This is a genomic window from Azospirillum sp. UFLA03-27, assembly GCF_059803775.1.
In genome coordinates this window covers 20,578-42,561 of record NZ_JAUQTX010000013.1, presented here as the reverse complement: position 1 = coordinate 42,561, position 21,984 = coordinate 20,578, and the positions used below count along the sequence as shown (strand labels likewise).

General features: G+C 67.7%; 22 protein-coding genes and 2 tRNA genes. 12 read left to right on the top strand and 12 right to left on the bottom strand.

Annotated features, from left to right (window positions below):
- The first annotated feature begins 70 nt into the window (after positions 1-70).
- Positions 71-403, top strand: a complete 333-nt coding sequence (locus tag Q4I23_RS03730; RefSeq protein ID WP_237903438.1) for a (2Fe-2S) ferredoxin domain-containing protein — start codon at positions 71-73, stop codon at positions 401-403.
- Positions 404-464: 61 nt separating this feature from the next.
- Here Q4I23_RS03730 and Q4I23_RS03725 read toward each other — a convergent pair whose 3' ends face one another.
- Positions 465-1,628: a nicotinate phosphoribosyltransferase gene (locus tag Q4I23_RS03725; RefSeq protein ID WP_145625986.1), complete on the bottom strand. Its 1,164-nt coding sequence runs from the start codon at positions 1,626-1,628 to the stop codon at positions 465-467.
- Between the two features lie 363 nt (positions 1,629-1,991).
- Between Q4I23_RS03725 and Q4I23_RS03720 the strand changes: the two genes are divergently transcribed.
- The 3 genes from Q4I23_RS03720 (at position 1,992) to Q4I23_RS03710 (ending at position 5,035) form a co-directional block, all read left to right on the top strand.
- Entirely contained in the window at positions 1,992-2,504 is a 513-nt protein-coding gene (locus Q4I23_RS03720) for a flagellar basal body-associated FliL family protein (RefSeq protein WP_498525346.1), read from the top strand.
- Between the two features lie 112 nt (positions 2,505-2,616).
- Entirely contained in the window at positions 2,617-3,969 is a 1,353-nt protein-coding gene (gene gor / locus Q4I23_RS03715; protein ID WP_498525345.1) for a glutathione-disulfide reductase, read from the top strand.
- A gap of 169 nt (positions 3,970-4,138) precedes the next feature.
- Positions 4,139-5,035: a manganese catalase family protein gene (locus Q4I23_RS03710; protein WP_145699941.1), complete on the top strand. Its 897-nt coding sequence runs from the start codon at positions 4,139-4,141 to the stop codon at positions 5,033-5,035.
- A gap of 142 nt (positions 5,036-5,177) precedes the next feature.
- Here Q4I23_RS03710 and Q4I23_RS03705 read toward each other — a convergent pair whose 3' ends face one another.
- Complete coding sequence (locus Q4I23_RS03705; protein ID WP_498525344.1) at positions 5,178-6,521, bottom strand: AmpG family muropeptide MFS transporter; 1,344 nt, start codon at positions 6,519-6,521, stop codon at positions 5,178-5,180.
- A 216-nt stretch (positions 6,522-6,737) separates the two neighbouring features.
- Between Q4I23_RS03705 and Q4I23_RS03700 the strand changes: the two genes are divergently transcribed.
- Complete coding sequence (locus tag Q4I23_RS03700) at positions 6,738-8,123, top strand: class II 3-deoxy-7-phosphoheptulonate synthase (RefSeq protein ID WP_014240660.1); 1,386 nt, start codon at positions 6,738-6,740, stop codon at positions 8,121-8,123.
- A gap of 99 nt (positions 8,124-8,222) precedes the next feature.
- Here the strand turns inward: Q4I23_RS03700 and Q4I23_RS03695 are convergent, their stop codons facing one another.
- The 6 genes from Q4I23_RS03695 to Q4I23_RS03670 form a co-directional block, all read right to left on the bottom strand.
- A complete protein-coding gene (locus Q4I23_RS03695) occupies positions 8,223-8,675 on the bottom strand; it encodes a flagellar basal body-associated FliL family protein (protein ID WP_454018516.1) in 453 nt (150 codons plus the stop codon).
- A 141-nt stretch (positions 8,676-8,816) separates the two neighbouring features.
- Positions 8,817-10,310, bottom strand: coding sequence for an NADP-dependent succinate-semialdehyde dehydrogenase (gabD, locus tag Q4I23_RS03690; RefSeq protein WP_498525343.1), 1,494 nt, complete (start codon positions 10,308-10,310; stop codon positions 8,817-8,819).
- 141 nt (positions 10,311-10,451) lie between these two features.
- The gene (gene panC, locus Q4I23_RS03685) at positions 10,452-11,342 is read right to left on the bottom strand and encodes a pantoate--beta-alanine ligase (protein WP_498525342.1); all 891 of its coding nucleotides are present in this window, start codon (positions 11,340-11,342) and stop codon (positions 10,452-10,454) included.
- 151 nt (positions 11,343-11,493) lie between these two features.
- Complete coding sequence (locus Q4I23_RS03680; RefSeq protein ID WP_014240656.1) at positions 11,494-11,658, bottom strand: hypothetical protein; 165 nt, start codon at positions 11,656-11,658, stop codon at positions 11,494-11,496.
- 231 nt (positions 11,659-11,889) lie between these two features.
- Positions 11,890-11,964, bottom strand: a tRNA-Val gene (locus Q4I23_RS03675).
- 132 nt (positions 11,965-12,096) lie between these two features.
- A tRNA-Val gene (locus tag Q4I23_RS03670) sits at positions 12,097-12,171 on the bottom strand.
- A gap of 159 nt (positions 12,172-12,330) precedes the next feature.
- Between Q4I23_RS03670 and Q4I23_RS03665 the strand changes: the two genes are divergently transcribed.
- Positions 12,331-13,242: a DUF3108 domain-containing protein gene (locus Q4I23_RS03665; RefSeq protein ID WP_498525341.1), complete on the top strand. Its 912-nt coding sequence runs from the start codon at positions 12,331-12,333 to the stop codon at positions 13,240-13,242.
- 4 nt (positions 13,243-13,246) lie between these two features.
- Here the strand turns inward: Q4I23_RS03665 and Q4I23_RS03660 are convergent, their stop codons facing one another.
- Positions 13,247-13,525, bottom strand: coding sequence for a hypothetical protein (locus Q4I23_RS03660; protein ID WP_200475224.1), 279 nt, complete (start codon positions 13,523-13,525; stop codon positions 13,247-13,249).
- A 145-nt stretch (positions 13,526-13,670) separates the two neighbouring features.
- Positions 13,671-14,351: a phosphoglycolate phosphatase gene (gene gph / locus Q4I23_RS03655; protein WP_498525340.1), complete on the bottom strand. Its 681-nt coding sequence runs from the start codon at positions 14,349-14,351 to the stop codon at positions 13,671-13,673.
- Positions 14,352-14,657: 306 nt separating this feature from the next.
- Here gph and glmU point away from each other — a divergent pair, with 306 nt between their 5' ends.
- Positions 14,658-16,013, top strand: a complete 1,356-nt coding sequence (gene glmU, locus Q4I23_RS03650) for a bifunctional UDP-N-acetylglucosamine diphosphorylase/glucosamine-1-phosphate N-acetyltransferase GlmU (RefSeq protein WP_498525339.1) — start codon at positions 14,658-14,660, stop codon at positions 16,011-16,013.
- Between the two features lie 57 nt (positions 16,014-16,070).
- Positions 16,071-17,897 (top strand): glutamine--fructose-6-phosphate transaminase (isomerizing), encoded by a 1,827-nt coding sequence (gene glmS, locus Q4I23_RS03645; RefSeq protein ID WP_454018522.1) that lies wholly within the window; start codon positions 16,071-16,073, stop codon positions 17,895-17,897.
- Positions 17,898-17,982: 85 nt separating this feature from the next.
- On the opposite strand, the gene mepK is transcribed toward glmS, so the two are convergent.
- Positions 17,983-18,567, bottom strand: a complete 585-nt coding sequence (mepK, locus tag Q4I23_RS03640; RefSeq protein WP_498525338.1) for a peptidoglycan L,D-endopeptidase MepK — start codon at positions 18,565-18,567, stop codon at positions 17,983-17,985.
- A gap of 370 nt (positions 18,568-18,937) precedes the next feature.
- Here mepK and Q4I23_RS03635 point away from each other — a divergent pair, with 370 nt between their 5' ends.
- The 4 genes from Q4I23_RS03635 to Q4I23_RS03620 all read left to right on the top strand — a co-directional run bounded on the left by Q4I23_RS03635 (position 18,938) and on the right by Q4I23_RS03620 (position 21,786).
- The gene (locus Q4I23_RS03635; protein ID WP_498525337.1) at positions 18,938-20,257 is read left to right on the top strand and encodes a pentapeptide repeat-containing protein; all 1,320 of its coding nucleotides are present in this window, start codon (positions 18,938-18,940) and stop codon (positions 20,255-20,257) included.
- A gap of 99 nt (positions 20,258-20,356) precedes the next feature.
- Entirely contained in the window at positions 20,357-20,638 is a 282-nt protein-coding gene (locus tag Q4I23_RS03630) for a rubredoxin (protein WP_454018534.1), read from the top strand.
- A 49-nt stretch (positions 20,639-20,687) separates the two neighbouring features.
- Positions 20,688-21,143, top strand: a complete 456-nt coding sequence (locus Q4I23_RS03625) for an Lrp/AsnC family transcriptional regulator (protein ID WP_454018535.1) — start codon at positions 20,688-20,690, stop codon at positions 21,141-21,143.
- A 19-nt stretch (positions 21,144-21,162) separates the two neighbouring features.
- Complete coding sequence (locus Q4I23_RS03620; RefSeq protein ID WP_498525336.1) at positions 21,163-21,786, top strand: LysE family translocator; 624 nt, start codon at positions 21,163-21,165, stop codon at positions 21,784-21,786.
- 32 nt (positions 21,787-21,818) lie between these two features.
- On the opposite strand, the gene Q4I23_RS03615 is transcribed toward Q4I23_RS03620, so the two are convergent.
- Positions 21,819-21,947, bottom strand: a complete 129-nt coding sequence (locus Q4I23_RS03615) for a hypothetical protein (protein WP_256380053.1) — start codon at positions 21,945-21,947, stop codon at positions 21,819-21,821.
- Positions 21,948-21,984: the final 37 nt, after the last annotated feature.

Here is a 21,984-nt window from a genome sequence, read left to right as displayed (position 1 = left end):
TTTTAAACGGTGGCGCTGCACCGCAGCAAGCTCTATAACCATAATTAAATTATGGCCTATGGAGCCTGTGATGTCCCTCGATCTTCCTCCGGTGTTCCGCCACCACGTTTTCTGTTGCTCCCAGCAACGCCCGCCCGGTCACCCGCGCGGGAGCTGTGCGGCGAAGAATGCCCACCCGCTGTGGGAACAGCTCGGCCAGCGCATCCAGGCCAAGGGATTGTTGGACGTCGGCATGGCCTGGACCGGCTGCCTCGGCTTCTGCTCCGCCGGGCCGCTGATGGTGGTCTATCCGGAGGGCCTGTGGTACCGCCCGGAAACGCCCGCCGACATCGACGAGATCGTCGATTCGCACCTCGTCAACGACACGCCGGTCGAACGGCTGGTGATGGTGCTGACCCGCTGAACGCAAAAGCCCCTCCGCGGCGTGGCCGGCGGAGGGGCTTTCTTCGTGCTGAACGACGATGCTATTTCCGGAACAGGAACTCGCGGCCGACCTTCACGCGCTTCTCTCCGTCATATTCGATGATGTCGGCGGTGGCGTAGGTCTCGGTCCAGCGCTCGGGCAGATAGCTGCCGGTGCCGATGATGTCGACAGGGGCGTTGGCCTCCGCCATCAGGCGGCACTTCGCCGGGCCGAAGCCGGAGCTGGCGACGATTTTCACCGCCGGGAAACCGGCCTCGTCCAGCTTCTCGCGCATGAAATGGATCGCCGCCGCCGACACGCCGGTGCCGATCAGGTAGCGGAGCTGCGTCTCGTCGCGATAGCCGCGGATGGAATGGGGGGCGTGCCGCTCCAGCACCGCGTAGGAGCCCGGCGGGTCCAGCCCTTCCAGGAAGCGCCCGCCCGGCGTGTCGAGCCGCACCGCCAGCTTGCCCTGCGCGGCGAGGCCGGGGAAGCGGCGGCAGACCTCCATCGCGTCGGTCACCTCACGCCCGAAGTAATCGACCAGGACGGTCAGAGGCAGTTCGGGGAATGTCTCGTGGAACATCTCCGCTGCCCGCACGGTCGATCCGGCGTAGCCGATCAGCGCGTGCGGCATCGTGCCCATGCCCTTCTTCTGGCCGAAGAAATGGGCTGTGGCGTCGGTGGCGTTGCCGATGAAGCCCTTGGCGCCGACCTTGCGCTTCGCCCGGTCCGACCCGACCGAGGCGGCGTAGGCCATCATCTCCTCCATCTCCGTGCCGGCGCAGTGGCGCGCCTCCATGGCGAGGAAGGCGGTCTTCGGCAGGTCGGCGCACATGGTGAAGGCGTTGTAGGCGCCGACGCAGGCGGGGCCGAGCTTCTGCAGAATGATCGTCTCGGTGTCGACCAGATGGTAGAAGGAGCCGGTGATGTAGAGGATCGGCTCGCCCGCACCGACCCACTTTCCTTCCGGATAGTTCAGGACGATGTCGAGGTCGAACCCGCGCTCCCGCGCAACCGCCTCCAGCCATTCGATGGCGAGTCGCGGCGCGCAGACCACCGGGCGGCGCATGAAGATGGCGTAGGTGACCTTCTTGTCACCGAATTTCCCGACCGCCTCCTTAGTCCGCTTGAAATAGGTGTCGGTCCATTCGGTGATGGCCGACGCGGGCGGATGGCTGGCGGGCGCGTGACTGGCCGGCGGTTGGTTCCTGGTCTCGTCCATGGCGATGTCCTTGTCTTCCCGCTCTTGCCCTTCGCGACGATCACGTCCGGAGGCCGCCCCCACGGCGGAAACGGCAATCCGATTGAGAAACCAGCATTATACGCCCCGGCCCTCCGGTGGAAGAGGCTTCATCCGCTACGGCCAACCGCCGCAAGCAATGGTGATTTACCGAAAATACGCTACGAAATCCGGCGCATTTCAAACACAAAGAAGCTGAGAAGAGATGCGCAGTTCCTGACTGTAATGCGCTGTCACCAAAAAGTATAAAATACCTGTATTTGACGCCTTCCTTTTACCCATCCACTATACACCCAAGAACAGGCGCCACCCCCTTGCGGTGCCGGGAAAAGCGACGAGGTCGGCATGAGCCGGACAATCCGCCAGAATCCGCCGAACATTGCGGCAGGCCCCTCGACGGCAGCCACCTCGACGCTCGACCGCCTGAGCCGCCGGGTGGTGGTCGGGCTTCTCTGCACCATGGCCGGCCTGGCTGCGGCGGGCACCGGCGGGGCCTTCCTGCTGAAGCCCGGCACGGCGCAGGCCGGGCGTGTGGTGGGGGACACGCTGCGGACCGCCGCCAATTACGCGCGCCTGCCGGCGATGATCTTCACGCTGAGCGACGGCGACCGGCTGCGCGAGCTGCGGGTCCGCGTGGTGCTCGACATGGAGCCGACGGCCCCAGCCAAGACGGTGGAGAGCTACGGGCCGCGCATCGCCAGCGCGATGACCAACGTCATGCTGGAAACCGACCCCGGCGAACTGCGCGGGCGCAACGGCGCCTTCTACGTCAAGGACGCGGTGATGCGCACCGCCGCGAAGGAACTCGGCGCGATGAAGATCCGTCAGGTGCTGGTCCAGGAACTCGTCATGCGCTGAGGGAAGGCCAGCCAGCCGCCTCGATCCGCCATCTCGGCCAACGCTCGACAGGCGTTCCGGAATGGGGAACACTCCTGTCCCGTTCGGATCTTGGGATTGCAAGGAGACGGCCGTGGCCGAGTTCGATTTCGACCTTTTCACCATCGGTGCCGGCTCCGGCGGCGTCGCGGCCAGCCGGCGGGCCGCGGCCATGGGGGCCAAGGTCGCCATCTGCGAAGGCAGCCGGGTCGGCGGCACCTGCGTCATCCGCGGCTGCGTGCCGAAGAAGCTGCTGGTCTACGCCGCCCAGTTCCGCGACGCCTTCGAGGACTCCAGCGCCTATGGCTGGTCCACCGCCACGCCGGCCTTCGACTGGGCCACGCTGATCGGGCGCAAGGACGCGGAGATCGACCGGCTGAACGGCATCTACATCAGGATGCTGGAGACCTCTGGGGTCGCCCTGCACACCGGCTTCGGGCGGCTGATCGACCGCCACACGGTCGAGGTGGCGAACAAGCGCTACACCGCGAAGAACATCCTGGTCGCCACCGGCGGCTGGCCGGCGCTGCCCAAGATTCCGGGGATCGAGCACGCAGTCACCTCCAACGAGGCGTTGCAGCTCGGCACCCTGCCCCACTCGGTCATCATCCTGGGCGGCGGCTACATCGCCGTCGAATTCGCCGGGATCTTCCGGGGCTTGGGCGCCGAGGTCACGATCATGATCCGCGGCGAGGAGCTTCTGAACGGCTTCGACGACGACATCCGCGTCGCTCTGGCCCAGGAGATGCGCAAGCGCGGCATCACCATCCTTACCCGCACTCAGCCGGTGAAGGTGGAGGAAGGCCCCGGCGGCTTCACCGTCATCGACCAGCTGGGGCGGGAGCATTCCGCCGGCCTCGTCATGGCGGCGACCGGGCGCCGTCCGAACACGCGCGACCTCGGGCTGGAAGCCGCCGGCGTCGCGCTTGACGAGAGCGGGGCGATCCGGGTGGACGAGTATTCGCGCACCAATGTGGACAACATCTTCGCCGTGGGCGACGTGACCGACCGCATGGCCCTGACCCCCGTCGCCATCGCCGAGGGGCGCGCCTTCGTGGAGACGCTGTTCAACGACAACCCGACCAGCATCAGCTACGCCAACATCCCGACCGCCGTCTTCTCCATCCCGCCGCTCGGCACCGTCGGCCTGACCGAGGCGGAAGCGCGGGCGAAGCACGCGACGGTAGACATCTATAAGGCCGGTTTCCGCCCGATGAAGCACACCATGTCGGGCCGCGACGAGCGCGTCCTGATGAAGCTGGTCGTGGACGGCGAGAGCCAGCGCGTGCTCGGCTGCCACATGATGGGCATGGACGCGCCGGAAATCGTCCAGGGGCTGGGCATCGCCCTGAACTGCGGCGCCACAAAGAGGGATTTCGACCGCACCATCGCCCTCCACCCCTCTACCGCGGAAGAGTTCGTCCTGATGCGCGAGAAGGTGTCCTGACGATCGGACATAAAACCAAAGGTCAGGAGCCTGATTTCCTGGAACGCTTCTAAGAAGCCTGTGTTGAGGGCACACGACGATGGCGGCGGCGATCACGGCGGCGGTCAAGCACCCCCGCGGAAGCCGTTGCCTCCCATCCTTCATCCAGGCAGCGGGAGGGCTCCTACGCATGTTCATGCACAACAAGAACCTGATGTACACGGTCCGCGTCGCCGAACCGGACCCGAAGCTGGCCAGCCTGATGCTGGAACAGTTCGGCGGTCCCCAGGGCGAGTTGGCGGCGGCCTTGCGCTACTTCACGCAGGGCCTTTCCGACGAGGACCCGGGCCGCAAGGACATGCTGATCGACATCGCGACCGAGGAACTGAGCCATCTGGAGATCATCGGCAGCATCGTCGCCATGCTGACCAAGGGCGTGAAGGGCAAGTTGGCCGAGGGCGCGGAGGAGGTCACCGATCTCTACGCCGACATCGCCAAAGGCAACGGCAGCCACACGTTGGCCCTGCTCTACGGCGGTGGCCCGGCCCTGACCAACTCCGCGGGGCAGCTGTGGACCGGCGGCTACATCGACAGCATCGGCGAGCCGACCGCCGACCTGCGCTCCAACATCGCCGCGGAATCGCGGGCCAAGATCATCTATGAGCGCCTCATCAACATCACCCCCGATCCGGGTGTGAAGGACGCGCTGACCTTCCTGATGACCCGCGAGGTGGCCCACCAGAAGATGTTCGAGAAGGCGCTCTATTCCATCGAGAACAACTTCCCGCCGGGCAAGCTGCCGGGCAACCCCGAATACACCGACAAGTACTACAACATGAGCCAGGGCGACGGCGACATGCGCGGCCCGTGGAACCAGGGCGAGCAGTGGGAGTTCGTCAACATCACCCCCGACCAGGCCCCGGTCAGCGGCGGTGACGGCAACCCCTCGGTCCGGCTGGCGGCGGAAGAGATGAAGGCCGTCAACGAGGCCGCCAAGCGCACCATGTCGCGCACCGACGTGAACCCGGTGACGGGTGCCGACCTCGGCGCCGGCCCCGGCTCCGGCAAAATGACCCCGGTGAAGTAAGGCCCGATCCCCCTCTCCCCCCTGGGGAGAGGGCTGGGGTGAGGGGGCGTCCGTCAGGGCGTCCACGCTCTGCAAGGAGTCAAGGAGTTCGGCTTCACGGCCGCCCCCTCATCCTGACCTTCTCACCAGAGGGGAGAAGGAATTAGGCCTTCACCACCGCCTCGTCCCGCCTTGGCCGCGTCATCAGCCACAGCAGAACCAGCAGCCCCGGCACTGCCCCTCCGGTGGACAGCAGGAAGAAGCTGCTCCAGTCCATCCGCTCGGCCAGCCAGCCGGACGACGCCCCGAACAGGTCCCCGCCCAGCTTGTAGAAGCTGCTGAGCAGCGCGTATTGCGTGGCCGTGTAGGCCGTGTTGCACAGGCTCGACAGATAGGCGACGAAGGCCGCCGTCGCGATTCCACCGCAAACGTTCTCCAGAGCCACCGTCACCGCCAGCGCCGACACGTCGTGCCCGACCTGCGCCAGCATGACGTAGCCGAGGTTGGACAGCATCTGCATCAGCCCGCCGACCAGCAGCCCGCGCAACACGCCGATGCGCCCGACCAGCACACCACCGATCAGCCCGCCGATGATCGTCGCCCACACGCCGAACAGCTTGGTGACGTTGGCGATCTCCGTCTTCTCGAAGCCGAGATCGACGTAGAAGGGCGCCGACATCACCCCCGCCAGCACGTCCCCCAGCTTGTAGCAGGCGATGAACAGCAGGACCGCCGCCCAGGCCGGACGGGTCATGAACTCCACGAAGGGCGCCACGACCGCGCCGTAGACCCAGGCCAGCAGATCCGCCTTCCACCCCGTCAGGTCCGGGCGCGCGGCCAGCCAGTCGGCCACATGCCGTTCCCGCGCGTTGGACTCCGCGGTGTCCGCGACCTTCGGCTCGCGGTTCAGCAGGATCGTCACCATGCCGACCGCGACCAGCCCCGCCATGACGTAGTAGGCGACGTGCCAGCCGAAGAATTCCGCGAGGTACAGGGCCCCCGCCCCCGCCGCCAGCATGCCGAAGCGGTAGCCGAGCACGAGGATGGCCGCACCGGCGGCCTGCTGGCGCTCCTCCAGCACCTCGACGCGGTAGGCGTCGACGACGATGTCCTGGCTGGCCGAGAAAAAGGCGACGACCACGGCCAGCATGGCGGTCCACCACAGGTCGGCCACCGGGTTCGTGCTGCCCAGCCCGATCAGCGCCGCCATCAGCCCGGCCTGCGCCACCAGCGCCCAGCCGCGCCGCCGCCCGAACAGGCGGGTCATCACCGGCAGGCGCAACCGGTCGATCAGAGGCGCCCAGACGAATTTCAGCGCGTAGGGCATGGTGACCAGCGCGAACAGGCCGATGGCGGTCTTGCTGACGCCGCCCTCGCGCAGCCAGATCGACAGGGTGGACCCGGTCAACGCCAGCGGCAGCCCTTCCGAAAAGCCGAGGAACAGAATGGCCAGAACGCGCCGGTCAAGATAGACGGAGGCCGCCTGACCCCAGGAGGATGGTTTCACCCGTTCAACCCTTCCGCACACCTGCGTATCCGTCTGTATAGGCCCCGACCGGATGGCCCGGCCAGCGCGCTTTTTCGGGCACCGCGCCACATCATCCATTGCGGAAGTTGCGGTCGAAACTATGGAAAAATTTCTCGGAGACCGCTATACAGATTACCCCTCCGGCCGTCATCCGGCCCCGGGCGGAACCCTTAGCACAAGGAAAGAGCGGGCGTCATGGTTGAGCGTTGGTCCCCCGACAGCTGGAGGTCGAAGCCGGCGAAGCAGCTTCCGACCTATCCGGACCCGTCCAAGGTCGAAGCGGTGGAGCAGCGCCTGTCCTCCTATCCCCCGCTCGTCTTCGCCGGCGAGGCGCGCCGGCTGAAGGACAGCCTCGCCGCCGCCGCCGCCGGCAACGCCTTCCTGCTCCAGGGCGGCGACTGCGCGGAGAGCTTCGCGGAGTTCCATCCGAACAACATCCGCGACACCTTCCGCGTCCTGCTGCAGATGGCCGTCGTGCTGACCTTCGGCGCGGCCATACCGGTGGTGAAGGTGGGCCGCATGGCCGGGCAGTTCGCCAAGCCGCGCTCCGCCGACACCGAGGTGCTGGAGGGGATCGAGCTTCCGTCCTACCGCGGCGACATCATCAACGGCTTCGACTTCACGCCGGACGCACGCGTTCCCGACCCGGAACGCATGATGCAGGCCTACACCCAGGCCGCCGCCACGCTGAACCTGCTGCGCGCCTTCTCCCAGGGCGGCTACGCCGACCTGCACAAGGTGCACCAGTGGACGCTGGGCTTCGTCGAGCGCTCCCCCGCCGGTGAGCAGTTCCGCGAGATCGCCAACCGGCTGGACGAGACGCTGGGCTTCATGGCGGCCTGCGGCATCACCGCCCAGACCACCCCGCAGATCCGCGAGACCGAGTTCTTCACCAGCCACGAGGCACTGCTGCTGCCGTTCGAGCAGGCGATGACCCGCGTCGACAGCACCACCGGCGACTGGTACGACGTGTCGGCCCACATGCTGTGGATCGGCGACCGCACCCGCCAGCTGGACGGCGCGCATGTGGAGTTCCTGCGCGGCGTGAAGAACCCGATCGGCCTGAAGTGCGGCCCGACGACCGATCCGGACGAACTGATCCGCCTGATCGATCTGCTGAACCCGACCAACGAGCCGGGCCGCCTGACCCTGATCGTCCGCATGGGCGCCGACAAGGTGGCGGAGAAGTTCCCGCCCCTGCTGCGCAAGGTGCAGCGCGAGGGCCGCGTCGTCGTCTGGTCCAGCGACCCGATGCACGGCAACACCGTCAAATCCTCCAGCGGCTACAAGACCCGTCCGGTGGAGAAGGTGCTGTCGGAGGCGCGCGACTTCTTCGCGGTGCACGAGGCTGAGGGCACCCACGCCGGCGGCGTCCATTTCGAGCTGACCGGCCAGGACGTGACGGAGTGCACGGGCGGCGCCCAGGCGATCACCGATCACAAGCTGGCGCTGCGCTACCACACCGCCTGCGACCCGCGGCTGAACGCCAGCCAAGCGCTGGAGCTGGCCTTCCTGCTGGCCGAAGAGCTGAAGCGCGCCCGCCTGAAGCGCGACGCCGACCGCCGCGCGGCGGCGGAGTAAGGCGTTTTCCCTGGGGGCACTGCTGCCCCCACCCCGGCCCTCTCCCGCTTTCGCAGGGGAGGGTTAGGGAGGGGGCACAAGCGGCGCCAATGCCCTCTCCTACCGCACCACCATCCGCTCCAGCAGCACCTCGCGCACGCGAATGGCTTGCGCCTCGCGCTTCATCACGCTCGCCACGGTGTTCTTGATCAGGTTGGCGCCCTCGGCCCCGCTCAACTGGCCCGGCTCAATCTGGCGCAGCCGGTCGGCCATCTGGTCGGCGATGCGGGGAACGAAGGGGGTAGCCGGGTTCGGGTCCCCCGTGGGCTCGATCTCCAGCAGAATGCGGATGTCCACCAGACGCGCGTCGCTGCCCCCCAGCGTGAAGGTCATCGTCGGCAAGGATGCGTAAGTCTTCTGCGGCTTGCCGTCGCCACCGGTGCTACGGGCCCCGGATTTGACGGAGACCACGGTCCAGGTGCCCAGCGCGGCAAGCAGCACCAGGGCCACCGCGACGAGGACGGGCATCAGGGACACCGATTCCCCATCGGAGCGCCGCAGCAGGAACCGCACCGGGCTGCCTTTCCCCCACTATTCCCCTGATTGGGGTATGGGTAAATTTAACGATGATTTATTCTAGATAAAAAAACAGGGCTGGTCAAAGCGCGTCGCGCGACCAGCCCCGCCTTTTTACTTGAAGTCAGCGCCCGGCATTCAGCCTCTGATGCCGCCCATGCACAAATACTTGATTTCCAAGTAATCCTCGATGCCGTACTTGGAACCCTCGCGGCCGATTCCGCTTTCCTTCATGCCGCCGAAGGGAGCGACCTCGGTGGAGATGATGCCCTCGTTGATGCCGACGATGCCGTATTCCAGCGCCTCCGCCACCCGCCAGACACGGCCGATGTCGCGGCTGTAGAAGTAGGCGGCGAGACCGAACTCGGTGGCGTTGGCCATGCGCACGGCCTCCTCCTCCGTCTCGAAGCGGAACAGCGGGGCGACCGGGCCGAAGGTCTCCTCGCGCGCCACCTTCATCGCCGGAGTCACGTCGGCGAGGATGGTCGGTTCGAAGAAGCTGCCGCCCAGCTCATGCCGCTTGCCGCCCAGCACCACGCGGGCGCCCTTCTCCGTGGCGTCGCGGATGTGGTCCTCGACCTTCTCCACCGCGGCCATGTCGATCAGCGGCCCTTGCTGCGCCCCCTCCGTGGTCAGGCCGGGGCCGACCTTCAGCGCCTTCACCGCCTCGGCCAGCTTGGCCGCGAAGGCGTCGTAGACTCCGGACTGCACCAGCAGCCGGTTCGCGCAGACGCAGGTCTGGCCGGTGTTGCGGTATTTGGACGCGATGGCGCCCTTCACCGCCTCGTCGAGGTCGGCGTCGTTGAAGACCAGGAAGGGCGCGTTGCCGCCCAACTCCAGCGAGATCTTCTTCACCGTGCCGGCGCATTGGGCCATCAGCTCCTTGCCGATCTCGGTGGAGCCGGTGAAGGTCAGCTTGCGCACCGTCGGGTTGCCGGTCATCTCGCCGCCGATGGCGCGGGCGGAGCCGGTCACGACGCTGAGGATGCCCGCCGGAATGCCCGCCCGCTCCGCCAGCACCGCCATGGCGAGCGCGGTCAACGGGGTGGCGGTCGCCGGCTTGATGACCATCGGGCAGCCGGCGGCCAGCGCCGGACCGGCCTTGCGGGTGATCATCGCCGCCGGGAAGTTCCACGGCGTGATGGCGGCGGTGACGCCGATCGGCTCCTTCGTCACGACGATGCGGCGGCCCGGCAGATGCTGCGGGATGGTGTCGCCGTAGACGCGCTTGCCCTCCTCGCCGAACCATTCGATGAAGGACGCGGCGTAGGCCACCTCCCCCCGCGCCTCGGCCAGCGGCTTGCCCTGCTCGGCCGTCATGATGCGGGCGATATCCTCCTGGTTCGCCATCATCAGGTCGAACCACGTCCGCAGGGTCTTCGCGCGCTCCTTCGCGGTCAGGGCGCGCCAGGCCGGCCAGGCGCGTTCGGCGGCGTCGATGGCCCGGCGCGTCTCGTCCGCGCCCATCATCGGCACGCTGCCCAGGACGCTGCCGTCGGCAGGGTTGGTCACCTCCACGGTCTTGCCGCTGTCGGCGTCGACCCACCGGCCATCGACGAAGCACTGGAAGCGCAGCAGCTCGGCGTCCTTCAACCCAAGACGGCGGGCGGTGTCCACGGAATCGTACGGCATGGTGCCTTCCTTCCCTCGTTTCTTGCGCGCGGCCTCGCGGTCGGCCGCGCGGTCGGCAGAGAGTATAGGGCACCTCGCCCGCTCTGCGATCCTTCCCGTTGTGTGGGGAAGCCGTGCGGACCGGGGAAGAGAGGTCGGCGGTTACGCCGGAAGGACCAGGACGTTGTCGATCAGGCGGGCCTTGCCCATCCAGGCGGCGGCCAGCAGGCGCGCCGGACGCTCCACGCGGGTCACCGGTGCCAGCGTGTCGGCGTCGCGCAGCTCGACATAGTCGATGGAGCCGAACCCAGCGGCGGTGATGCGCGCCCGCACCGCCTCCAGCACCGTGTCGGCCTCCGCCCCGCCGGCCAGCGCCGAGGCGGCGTCGAGAAGCGCGCGGTTCAGCTCCGGCGCGCGGGCGCGCTCGTCGGCGGACAAATAGGCGTTGCGCGAGGACATGGCGAGCCCGTCAGCCTCGCGCACCGTCGGCAGCCCCTCCACCCGCACCGGGATGTCGAGATCGCGGGCGAAGCGGCGGATGACCATGAGCTGCTGGTAATCCTTCTCCCCGAACACCGCCACGTCGGGCTGGGCCTGCAGGAACAGCTTGGTCACGACCAGGGCGACGCCGCCAAACATCTGCGGCCGGAAGGTACCGCACAGCCCCTCCGCCGGGCCGCCGACCGAAATGGCCGTGGCGAAGCCCTCCGGATACATCGCGCGCACCGTGGGGGCGTAGAGCAGATGGCAGCCCGCCGAGGCGAGCTTGCGCGAATCCCCGGCCTCATCGCGCGGGTAGCGGTCGAAGTCCTCGTGCGGGGCGAACTGGGTCGGGTTGACGAAGACGCTGGCGACCACCTGGTCGGCCAGTTCCCGCGCGCGGCGCACCAAAGCGAGATGGCCGTCGTGCAGCGCGCCCATGGTCGGCACCAGGGCCACCGTCTTGCCGTCGCGGTGCCAGGCGGCGACCTGGGCGCGGAGATCGTCCACGCTGCGGACGATCGGCAGGGGCTGTTCCGACTCCGGCAGGCGGGCGGCGGCGAGGGAGGTCATGGCGGGTGCTCCACAGGCGTCATAAACGGCGCTGGGATAAACCGCCGGATCGGCGCTGTCCAGTCATGGAATTAACCGGGCGAGCCCGAATTTGAAATTTTTCCATCCTGCGGGCGGGTCGGACCGCGCGGTCTCCCGCCCGCGGGCGGGGTCAGCGCATCAGCGTGACGACGACCAGATAGGTCAGGTTCACCCAGGCGCCGAGCGTGGCCAGGAGGACCAGGGTGGCCGGAGACAGGACCACCGAACCGAGGATCACGACGAGCGCCACGACCAGCAGGCCGAGGGCGAGAAGGGTCACGCGCGTATCTTCCATGTCACTGCTTCCAGATGATTGAGCAAATCGGATGCTGGAAGCGATAAACGAAAACCCCACGCGCTGTAGCTGATCTGAATCAACTGCGGTGGCGTTCGTCTCAAAAAGGCACACGCGATTGGGCAAGGGTATTTTGTGGTGTTGCGTCCAAGCACAGGGCCACGCAACCGGCGCGACGACCCATTACTGGCGAATTCCAACGATGTCTGGGAGAAGAGGCGTTGTTTGGGATGGTGGGCGCAGTAGGGATTGAACCTACGACCCCACCCGTGTGAAGGGTGTGCTCTCCCGCTGAGCTATGCGCCCATCCCAAAGAAACAACCGCTGACGCACCGCAGAGACGGAAACACGAGGCCCGACGGACCCCGATCTTGACCGGCCCTTACGATGGAGGGGATGGTACCATCCGCAAAGCCCATGAACCATCGGACCTTGGGATGGTGGGCGCAGTAGGGATTGAACCTACGACCCCACCCGTGTGAAGGGTGTGCTCTCCCGCTGAGCTATGCGCCCATCCCAGTAAAACCGCGTCGGCATCAAGCTCGTTTCGCTGTCGCGTCGTTGCCACCGCTGCGGTGAGGCGGGTTTCTAAAGGCCCCGCCCCCTCCTGTCAAGCACCTGTTTCACACCAATATCAAAGAAGCCCTTCCGCCCGGAGCCCCCGATGAGCCAATGGACATGACGCACCGGATTGCGCTTCCCACCCGGCCCCCTATCAGGCGTCCCTCGGCCGCCCTCGTCGCCGGCCTCATCGCAGGAATGTGCGCGACGTTCTCCGGTCTGTTCCCCCTGCCCGCCCTGGCGCAGCGCTGGCAGTTGGACTACCGCGTCCATGTCGGTGGCGTGGCCGTGCTCGACGCGCGGGCGGAACTGACCCTGACCGAGGGCCGCTACAGCGTCCAGGTCAACGCCGCGACGGACGGCTTTCTGGGGCGCCTCTTTCCCTGGGAAACGCAATCCTTGAGCGTCGGCACGGTCGGGCCGGATGGCGTCGCCCCGATCCGCCATACCCAGTCCGGCGTTCTGCGCGGCTCCCCGCGGACCGTCAGCTTGGGTTATGGGGCGGACGGCCGCGTTCGCACGCAGGTCTCCCCGCCCCCGGAGGAGGAGGACCGCGACCCCGTCCCCGAAGAACTCACTCGGCAGACCCGCGATCCGTTGAGCGGTGTCTTGGAAATGCTGCTCGCCGGGCTTCACGGCGAAGGATGCCAGCGCACGGTGCCCATCTATGACGGGCGCCGCCGGTACGACATGATCTTCACGGATCGGGGGATGACCACAGTCGGGGCATCGCGCCATTCGGTGTTCTCGGGCGCGGCGCGGCAATGCCGGGTGTCCCACAAGCCGATCGCCGGCTACGAGCGCACGCCGCGCCAACCTTTCTGGCAGCGCGGCGGAGGCCGGGAGGAACGCCCGCCCGTCGATCTGTGGATCGCTCCGGTGGAAGGGGACGGCCCGCCCCTGCCCGTCCGGTTGGAAACCGACAGCGGATTCGGCGGGGTCGTCGTCCACCTCATCGCCACCCGCAAAACCGACCAGACGGCGGAACGTCCCGCCGAACCGGCGCCGTCACCGCTTCGTTGACGGGTCAGGCGCGCCCAACGCTGCCGCTGCAGGCGGTGGGATGGTACAGCAACTCGGCCATGGGCCGCTCGGCCAGCGCCTGTTCGCACAGGCGGTTGAACTCGGCCATCTTGCGCTGAAGGTCGCTGTGGTGAGCCATCATCCGATCGAAGTCGGCGGTGGCCGAGTCGATCTGGCTGTTGGCCGGGGTAAAGTTGGCGGTGTGGCCTTCGATGGACAGAACGTCGGCGGAGAGGGTGTTGCCGGTCTGGGTCTTACCGGGGAAGGCAAGGATCTGGGCCATCGGGTGTCTCCTTCGCTCACCACCATTCGATGCACCCATCCAACTACATTTACCTTTCGTTAGCCACCGTTAATCTCTCGTTAACCATGACAAGAAGGAGACCTACGGCGAAGCCCTCGCCGGCCTTGGCAGCCCGGCCGGCCGCTCAGCCGCCCAGCCGCCGCAGGGCGTCCGGCAGATCGGCGATGCGGTCGAGCAGGATGTCGGCGCCCAAATCCTGCACCGGCATGCGGGGATAACCGTAGGTCATCGCCACCACCGGCACTCCGGCGGCGCGGGCGGCCTTAACGTCGTTGCGGTTGTCCCCCACCATCGCGGCACTGCCGCCACCCAATGCCTCGACCACCCAGGACAGATGGCGCCCGTCGGGCTTCTTCACCGGCAGCGTGTCGCCGCCGGCCAGCGCGCCGAACAGCGACGACAGGCCCAGCGAGTCCAGCAGCTTGCGGGTGATCCGCTCCGGCTTGTTGGTGCACAGCCCCAGATTCACGCCGTTCGCCGCCAGCGCCGCCAGTGTTTCCGGGACGCCGGGATAGAGCATCGGGGGTTCGTCGTCCTGGAAATAGGCGTCCAGATAGTCGGCCAGGGCCGTCCGCAGCGCCTCGTCGGTCAGAGCGTCGCCGGTCGCCGCGAAGGCCTGACGGACAAGGGCGGCCGAGCCGTCGCCCACCATGCCGCGCACCTGCTCCTCGCTGACGGCGGGTCGCGCGAAGCGGGACAGTGTGCGGTTGAGGACGCGGGTCATGTCCCGCGCGCTGTCGATCAGCGTGCCGTCGAGGTCGAAGACGACCGCGGAGAAGGGAATGGCGGTGGGCGCGGCAGACATCGGCAGAAGTCCCATGGTGACGCGAAGACGGGCGGATACCCCTTTCGATAGCACGCCCTTCTCCCGGCGGCGAGCCCCTGTTCCCGCAATCCACCGCCGGCATAGGCCCTTCGGCACCGGCGGCGCGGGGTGCGTACACCCTTGGGCCGCGATTTGTGTATGTCAGATTGACACAAAAGTTGACTTGGGGTCCTGGCACCGGATGTGGCACTGAATGGCGGAAGACAGACGTTTTGTCCGGATTTTGATGCGCATGCTTTTCCGCCCGTCCGCCATAACCCGTTTCCAATACTGCAGGGATATCCGATGACTCAGCACCGCCCGCTCGCCTGCGTCATTCTCGCCGCCGGCAAAGGCACCCGCATGAAGTCGGACCTGCCGAAGGTCCTGCACCGCGTCGCCGGCCAGCCGATGGTCGGCCACGTCCTGTCCGCGGTGAGGGCGCTCGACCCCGACCATGTGGTCGTGGTGGTCGGCCCCGGAATGGACAATGTGGCCGACGCGGTCGCCCCCTACCCCACCGCCGTCCAGCACGAGCAGCGCGGCACCGCCGACGCGGTGCGCGCCGCCTTCGGCCTGCTGGAGGGCTTCGACGGGGACGTGGTGGTGCTCTATGGCGACACGCCGCTGGTCACGCCGGACACGCTGCGCGCCATGGTCGCCGCGCGGCGCCAGTCGAGCGACCCGGCGGTCGTCGTTCTGGGCATGCGGCCCGACGATCCCGGCGCCTATGGCCGCCTGATCCTGAACGCCCGCGGCGGGCTTGAGAAGATCGTCGAGTATCTGGACGCATCGGAGGAGGAACGGCAGGTCACCCTGTGCAACGCCGGGCTGATGGCCTTCGACGGCGCGCGGATGTTCGACCTGATCAGCCGCATCGGCAACAGCAACGCCAAGAGCGAATACTACCTCACCGACGTGGTGCAGATCGCCCGCAGCAACGGCATGGCCTGCGCGGTGGTCGAGGCCGCCCCGGCGGAGGTCGTCGGTGTGAACTCCCGCGCCGAGTTGTCGGAGGTGGAGAAGCTGATCCAGCGCCGCCTGCGCAAGGCCGCCATGGACAACGGCGCCACCCTGACCGACCCGGACAGCGTCACCTTCTGCGTGGACACCCGCCTCGGCCGCGACGTGATCGTCGGCCCGCATGTGGTGTTCGGCCCCGGCGTGGTCGTCGCCGACCGGGTGGAGATCAAGGCCTTCAGCCATCTGGAGCAGGTGCGGGTGGACAGCGGCGCCCAGGTCGGTCCCTACGCCCGCCTGCGCCCGGGGGCGGAGATCGGCCCGGACGCCCACATCGGCAACTTCGTCGAGATCAAGAACGCGAAGATCGAGGCCGGCGCCAAGGTCAACCACCTCACCTACATCGGCGACGCGCGGGTGGGGGCGAAGGCCAACATCGGTGCCGGGACCATCACCTGCAATTACGATGGCTACGCCAAGAGCCACACCGACATCGGCGCCGGGGCCTTCATCGGCTCCAACACCGCGCTGGTGGCTCCGGTCAGGGTGGGCGACGGCGCGATCGTCGGGGCAGGCAGCGTGGTCACCACCGACGTGGAGGGCGACGCTCTGGTCGTTGCGCGCGGGCGCCAGCAGGCTTACACCGGCTGGGCCAAGCGTTTCCGCGAACGGAAGCAAAACGAGAAAGCGAAAAAGGCGTAAGATTGCCCCGGTTGACCGTTCACCCGGCCCCGGCCATCATTCAGGAGTTGCAGGTTCATGTGTGGCATCATCGGCATCATCGGCACGCATGACGCGGCCCCCCGTCTTGTCGAGGGTCTCCGCCGCCTCGAGTACCGTGGTTACGACAGCGCCGGCGTCGCCACGCTGGTCAAGGGCGGCATCGAGCGCCGCCGCGCCGAGGGCAAGCTGATCAACCTCGACGCCAAGCTGCGCGAGGCCCCGCTGCCGGGCGTGATCGGCATCGGTCACACCCGTTGGGCCACCCACGGCGGCCCAACCGAGAACAACGCCCACCCGCACGCCACCCACCGCGTGGCCGTGGTGCACAACGGCATCATCGAGAATTACCAGGAGCTGAAGACCGAGCTGATCGAGCACGGCTACGTCTTCGAAAGCGCCACCGACACCGAGGTGATCGCCCACCTCGTCACCTATTACATGGAGAAGGAAGGGCTGGGTCCGGTCGAGGCCGCCTCCGCCTCCTTCAAGCGCTTCACCGGCGCCTTCTCGCTGGTGCTGCTGTTCTCCGGCCGGGAGGACATGCTGATCGGCGCCCGCCACGGCACGCCGCTGGCCGTCGGCTACGGCGAGGGGGAGATGTATTTCGCCTCCGACGCCTTCGCGCTGGCGCCGCTGACCAACCGCATCTGCTATCTGGAGGACGGCGACTGGGTGGAACTGACCCGCACCGCCGCCGTGATCCATGACGCCACCGACGCGGTGGTGGAGCGTCCGGTCAAGACCACCGCCCTGTCCGGCGCCCTGATCGGCAAGGACGGCTACCGGCACTACATGCTCAAGGAGATCTATGAGCAGCCGCAGGTCATCGGCGACACGCTGAACGCCTACATCAACCCGGAGACCGGCCGCGTCACCCTGCCGGAGACCAGCTTCGACATCGCCAAGGCGACGAAGCTGACCATCGTCGCCTGCGGCACCGCCTATTACGCCGGCGTGGTCGCGAAATACTGGTTCGAGACGCTGGCCCGCCTGCCGGTCGAGGTCGACATCGCCTCGGAGTTCCGCTACCGCGAAGCGCCGATGCCCGAGGGCGGCGTGGCCCTGTTCATCAGCCAGTCGGGCGAGACGCTGGATACGCTGGAGGCTCTGCGCTACTGCAAGCGCCAGGGCCAGAAGATCCTGTCCATCGTCAACGTGCCGGAAAGCACCATCGCGCGCGAGTCCGACGCGGTGCTCTACACCATGGCAGGCCCGGAGATCGGCGTCGCCTCGACCAAGGCCTTCACGACTCAGCTGACCACGCTGGCCTGTCTGGCGGTTACGGTCGGTCACGCCCGCGGCGTGATCCCGGCGGAGCGGATGCAGCAGATCGCGCAGGCCCTGCGCGAGGTGCCGGCCCGCGCCGCCGACGTTCTGGCCCACGACGAGCGCCTGCACGAGCTGGCGCAGGAGGTCGCGGAGGCCCGCGACGTGCTGTATCTGGGCCGCGGCGCGATGTACCCGCTGGCTCTGGAAGGCGCGCTGAAACTCAAGGAAATCAGCTACATCCACGCCGAAGGTTACGCGGCGGGTGAACTGAAGCACGGCCCCATCGCGCTGATCGACGAGAGCGTGCCGGTGATCGTCCTGGTGCCGTCGGACAACCTGTTCGAAAAGACCGTGTCCAACGTCCAGGAGGTCTGCGCGCGGTCGGGCAAGGTGCTGCTGATCGCCGACAAGAAGGGCATCGACAAGCTGTCCGACAAGGTCCGCTGGTCGCTGGAGCTTCCGGCCTGCGACCCGCTGGTCGCCCCGCTGCTCTACGCCATCCCGGTCCAGCTGCTGGCCTACCACGTCGCCGTGCTCAAGGGCACCGACGTCGACCAGCCGCGCAACCTCGCCAAGTCGGTCACCGTCGAGTAAGGCGACCCAGTCAAACAAGGTTCCGCCAAAGAAAAAGCCCCCGTCCGACCGGCGGGGGCTTTTTCGTTTCCTCACGGAAGGCCGGTCAGGATGCCCACTGGCGCTTCGGACCGACGTCCACGTGGACGAAATTGCTGTCCGGGTAATAGCCCACCCCGCCCCCGCGCAGGCTGAGCGCCGCGCGTTGCAGGGTGCGCAACGGCAGGCCGGGCACCCGCAGGTCGATGGCCTTGCCCTGCATGTGGAAGCTGTTCTGGGCGACGCCGCTGCCGTCCTGTTCACGCAGCCACGCGTTGGATTCGGGGGAGCGGTAGCCGGAGATGATGTGAACCGGAGTCTTGCTGCCGACCTTGCGGGTCAGGGCGTGCAGCAGGTCCAGAAGCTTCGGGTCGATGGGATGCACCGCACCGGTGCGGTGGTCGCGCAGGAGGTGGTTGATCTCGCGCAGGCCATCGCGCTGGTAGCGGCCCTTGGACCAGTATTCCGCCCGCACCCGCTCGCCAGTGTGGAGGTTGAGCAGGACCAATTGCCGCGGAGGGGCGCGCAACGCCGCCTCCGACACCTCCGGGGCCATCACCATCCCGGCGGCAGCCGTCGCCAGACCGATGCGCAACAGTTCCCTCCGGCCGAGCTTGGCTGCTGGGGTCGGTTGGAATTTGGCCTCGGTCATCATGCCTCCATGGGGTCCCGAACGGGGCTGCGCGCAGAGCACCCCCTTTTTGTCCGATGACTTTTGGCGGCAGAGCCCCCGCTTCTGTCAAGAAACCAATGGTTAATGTCTTTAAAAGGCCCGTGTTTCCTGGGCTTGCCAGGGCGGCCGTGCGATGGCCGGCAAGGCGACGGGTGCGTTACAGCGCTGAAACACAGCGCACCGCGCTTCCGATTCGCCCGAGTCTCACACTGGAACCGATCGTGACAAGGTCAGGGTAAAAAACGGCAACCATAAGGGGTAGCGCCGCGACCTTTACCGTTTAGCCTTCGGTAAGGAATCTACCCCCATAGTTTGGATAGCGAAAACAACTCCCGTCAGAATCCTGCCCGTGCCCCCCGTCGCCACCGCCCCTGCGCCGGCACCCTCCTATCTTCGGCCCGATCAGTTGGCCGAGGTGCTGGACCGGCATGCCCGTTGGATCAAGGGCCAGCCGGGCGGTGCGCGCGCCAATCTGGCGCTTGCCGACCTGGAGGGCGCCGACTTGGCCCAGCGGGACCTGCGCGGCGCCCGGCTGGTCGGGGCGAAGCTGGCGCGCTGCCGGCTCAGCGGCACCAATCTGGCCGGCGCCGACCTGTTCGGCGTGGATCTTCGCGATGCGGACATGACGCGCGCCAATCTCATGCAGACGGATCTGCGCGGTGCCCGGCTGCGCTCCGCCGATTTCTCGAACGCCAACCTGCGCGGTGCCGATCTGCGCGCCGGAACGCTGGAACCGGGCGGCGGCGCCCGCCGTGGCACAGGCCCGGACGCTCAGCCCGACGCCCAGGACGCCGAAGCCACCCGGCAAACCCACCGGACCGCCCTGGCCCGCCTTCAGGGCGGCGCCACGGCGGAGGGCGGCATTCCGACCGACCTGACCGGCGCCGTGCTGGCCGGTGCCAACCTGACGGAAGCCGACCTGTGCGGGGCGGTGCTTCAGAACGCCGACCTGACCGGCGCGGTGCTGACCGACGCCAACCTGTCGGGCGCGCGGCTGAACGGGGCCAACCTGACCGGCGCCCTGCTGGATGGCTGCACCTTCGACAACGCCGATCTGGTCGGTACACGGATGGTCGATTGCGACCTCTCGCAGGCCAAGCTCGGCTCCGCCTGTCTGACCCGCCCGATCGACAGCATGGGATCGGAAATCCAGCGGGCGATCTTTGACCATGAACGTTGGATCGACAGCGTCGGCCAGCGTGGCGAGCGCGCCGAACTGGATGGGACCGACCTCAGCCGCGCCGACCTGCGCGGCGTCAATCTCAGCGCGGCCTCGCTGCGCGGCGCCAACCTGTCCGACGCGGCGCTGACCGGCGCCCGGCTGATGATGGCCGACCTGTCCGGCGCCAATCTGGAGCGCGCGAACCTGATGGGGGCCGACCTGTCCGGCGCCAACCTGAGCTTCGCCCGGCTGGCCGGGGCCGACCTGACGCGGGTCAACCTTGGCCCCGCCGAGATCAAGGACCCCAGCGGGCGTCCCACCGGCCGCTCCTGGGCCGCCAATCTGATGGGCGCCGACCTGCGGCAGGCCATGCTGACCGACTCCCGCATGGTTCAGGCGAACCTGACCGACGCCGATCTGGAGAACGCCGACCTGGATGGGGCGGATCTGGCCGGCGCTAAGCTCCAGCGCGCCCATCTCAAGGGCAAGACGCCGCGGCGGCGCTGACCCGCTCCCCTTCGTTTCCTTTCGCTCCACGACCGTCATCATCCCGCAAAGGATCGCGGAGCATAGTGCGGCACCTCGATCCGCCGGATGCTCTCCGCCATGCCCACTCTTCCCCGCCCCCTTCAGCGGCGTGGCGCCTTGCGCCTGATCCCCGCCGTTATCCTCGCCCTGTTCGTCCGCCCCACGCGGGCCGAGGACCCGCGCCTGTCCGAAATCTGGCGGTGCGGCGGCGGTGACTGCCCCGGCTACGAGTATCACCCCCGCGACGGCGACCCGGAGCACGGCGCGCCGGCGGCCACCGCCTTTCAGGATTTGCCGGCGGATTGGTTCTGCCCACGCTGCGGCGCCGGCAAGCCGGATTTCCGCCGGATGGGCGACTGATCCGAAAATTGACTTGTCGTCACCTGTATAATCAGCAATTATTGCGGCTATGGACGATACAGACCGCAAAATCATTGCGCACATCCAGCAGGACGGACGCGCTTCCTACGCCGACATCGGGACGGCGGCCGGACTCTCGGTGTCCGCCGTGAACGAGCGGCTGAAGAAGCTGCAGGCCAACGGCGTGATCCAGGGTTGGGGGGCACGGCTGTCGCCCAAGGCCGCCGGCCTTGATGTGCTTGCCTTCGTCGAAGTGCTGCTCGACCGTCCGGAGCATGACGCGCCCTTCCGCGACGCCATGCGCGCCACGCCGGCGGTTCAGGAGTGCCACCACGTCACCGGGGACTGGTCCTATCTGCTCAAGGTGCGCGTGGCCGACACGGAGGCGCTGGAGCGCTTCCTGTCCGACCGGCTGAAGGCCCTGCCCGGCGTCGTGCGCTCCCACACCGTGATCGCGCTCTCCTCGGTCAAGGAAACGCCGATCCTTCCCATCGCTTCAGATTGAGCCACCCGGAGCACCCGCCATGGACACGCTGCCCGCCCTGCTGAAGGGCTTGATCATCGGATTCAGCATCGCGGCCCCGGTCGGGCCGATCGGGCTTCTGTGCATCCGGCGCACCCTGGCCGACGGGCCGGCGCATGGCTTCGTCAGCGGACTCGGCGCGGCCAGCGCGGACGCGGTCTATGGCGCCATCGCCGGCTTCGGGGTGGTTCTGGTCACCGACGCGCTCCTGAGCGCGCAGGTGGCGCTGAAGCTGGTCGGCGGGCTGATGCTGCTGTGGCTGGGCTGGAGCACCCTGCGCGCCCGTCCGGCGGAGCGCGCCGCGGACGCCCGCGGCGGCGGTGGTCTGGCCGGAGCCTACGCCTCCACCTTCGCGCTGACCCTCGCCAATCCGGCGACCATCCTCAGCTTCGCCGCGGTGTTCGGCGGGCTGGGCGTGTCGGCGGGCGACGGGAGCAGCACCGGCGTGGCCGCCCTGCTCGTGGCGGGCGTCTTCACCGGGTCGGCGATGTGGTGGTTGGGGCTCAGCGCCTCGGTCGGGGCGCTCCGGCGCCGGGTCACGCCCGCCGCCATGCTGTGGATCAACCGCGTCTCGGGTGCGGTGCTGGGAGTGTTTGGGATCGCGGCCCTCGCCTCCCTCCTGTGAGGAGACGGGATACGCCGGTCACCCGGAGCACATCAGAACAGAATGGTCACCGGGCCGCCCAGCGCGACCGCGGCGACGATCAGGATGGCCACCGCCGTCAGCTTCTCCGCCGCCGACCAGCGCTGCCAATCCTTCTTGAAACTCTTGAGATCCTGGGCCATGGCAACCTCCGCCATCCCTGATTGTCCGTGTTGAGAG

Excerpts from the sequence above, each read along its gene's own strand:
- Q4I23_RS03730 (WP_237903438.1), top strand. The coding sequence starts at position 71 with ATGTCCCTCGATCTTCCTCCGGTGTTCCGCCACCACGTTTTCTGTTGC.
- Q4I23_RS03725 (WP_145625986.1), bottom strand. The coding sequence starts at position 1,628 with ATGGACGAGACCAGGAACCAACCGCCGGCCAGTCACGCGCCCGCCAGC.
- Q4I23_RS03720 (WP_498525346.1), top strand. The coding sequence starts at position 1,992 with ATGAGCCGGACAATCCGCCAGAATCCGCCGAACATTGCGGCAGGCCCC.
- Q4I23_RS03710 (WP_145699941.1), top strand. The coding sequence starts at position 4,139 with ATGTTCATGCACAACAAGAACCTGATGTACACGGTCCGCGTCGCCGAA.
- Q4I23_RS03700 (WP_014240660.1), top strand. The coding sequence starts at position 6,738 with ATGGTTGAGCGTTGGTCCCCCGACAGCTGGAGGTCGAAGCCGGCGAAG.
- gabD (WP_498525343.1), bottom strand. The coding sequence starts at position 10,310 with ATGCCGTACGATTCCGTGGACACCGCCCGCCGTCTTGGGTTGAAGGAC.
- panC (WP_498525342.1), bottom strand. The coding sequence starts at position 11,342 with ATGACCTCCCTCGCCGCCGCCCGCCTGCCGGAGTCGGAACAGCCCCTG.
- Q4I23_RS03680 (WP_014240656.1), bottom strand. The coding sequence starts at position 11,658 with ATGGAAGATACGCGCGTGACCCTTCTCGCCCTCGGCCTGCTGGTCGTG.
- Q4I23_RS03665 (WP_498525341.1), top strand. The coding sequence starts at position 12,331 with ATGGACATGACGCACCGGATTGCGCTTCCCACCCGGCCCCCTATCAGG.
- Q4I23_RS03660 (WP_200475224.1), bottom strand. The coding sequence starts at position 13,525 with ATGGCCCAGATCCTTGCCTTCCCCGGTAAGACCCAGACCGGCAACACC.
- gph (WP_498525340.1), bottom strand. The coding sequence starts at position 14,351 with ATGTCTGCCGCGCCCACCGCCATTCCCTTCTCCGCGGTCGTCTTCGAC.
- glmU (WP_498525339.1), top strand. The coding sequence starts at position 14,658 with ATGACTCAGCACCGCCCGCTCGCCTGCGTCATTCTCGCCGCCGGCAAA.
- glmS (WP_454018522.1), top strand. The coding sequence starts at position 16,071 with ATGTGTGGCATCATCGGCATCATCGGCACGCATGACGCGGCCCCCCGT.
- mepK (WP_498525338.1), bottom strand. The coding sequence starts at position 18,567 with ATGACCGAGGCCAAATTCCAACCGACCCCAGCAGCCAAGCTCGGCCGG.
- Q4I23_RS03630 (WP_454018534.1), top strand. The coding sequence starts at position 20,357 with ATGCCCACTCTTCCCCGCCCCCTTCAGCGGCGTGGCGCCTTGCGCCTG.
- Q4I23_RS03625 (WP_454018535.1), top strand. The coding sequence starts at position 20,688 with ATGGACGATACAGACCGCAAAATCATTGCGCACATCCAGCAGGACGGA.
- Q4I23_RS03620 (WP_498525336.1), top strand. The coding sequence starts at position 21,163 with ATGGACACGCTGCCCGCCCTGCTGAAGGGCTTGATCATCGGATTCAGC.
- Q4I23_RS03615 (WP_256380053.1), bottom strand. The coding sequence starts at position 21,947 with ATGGCCCAGGATCTCAAGAGTTTCAAGAAGGATTGGCAGCGCTGGTCG.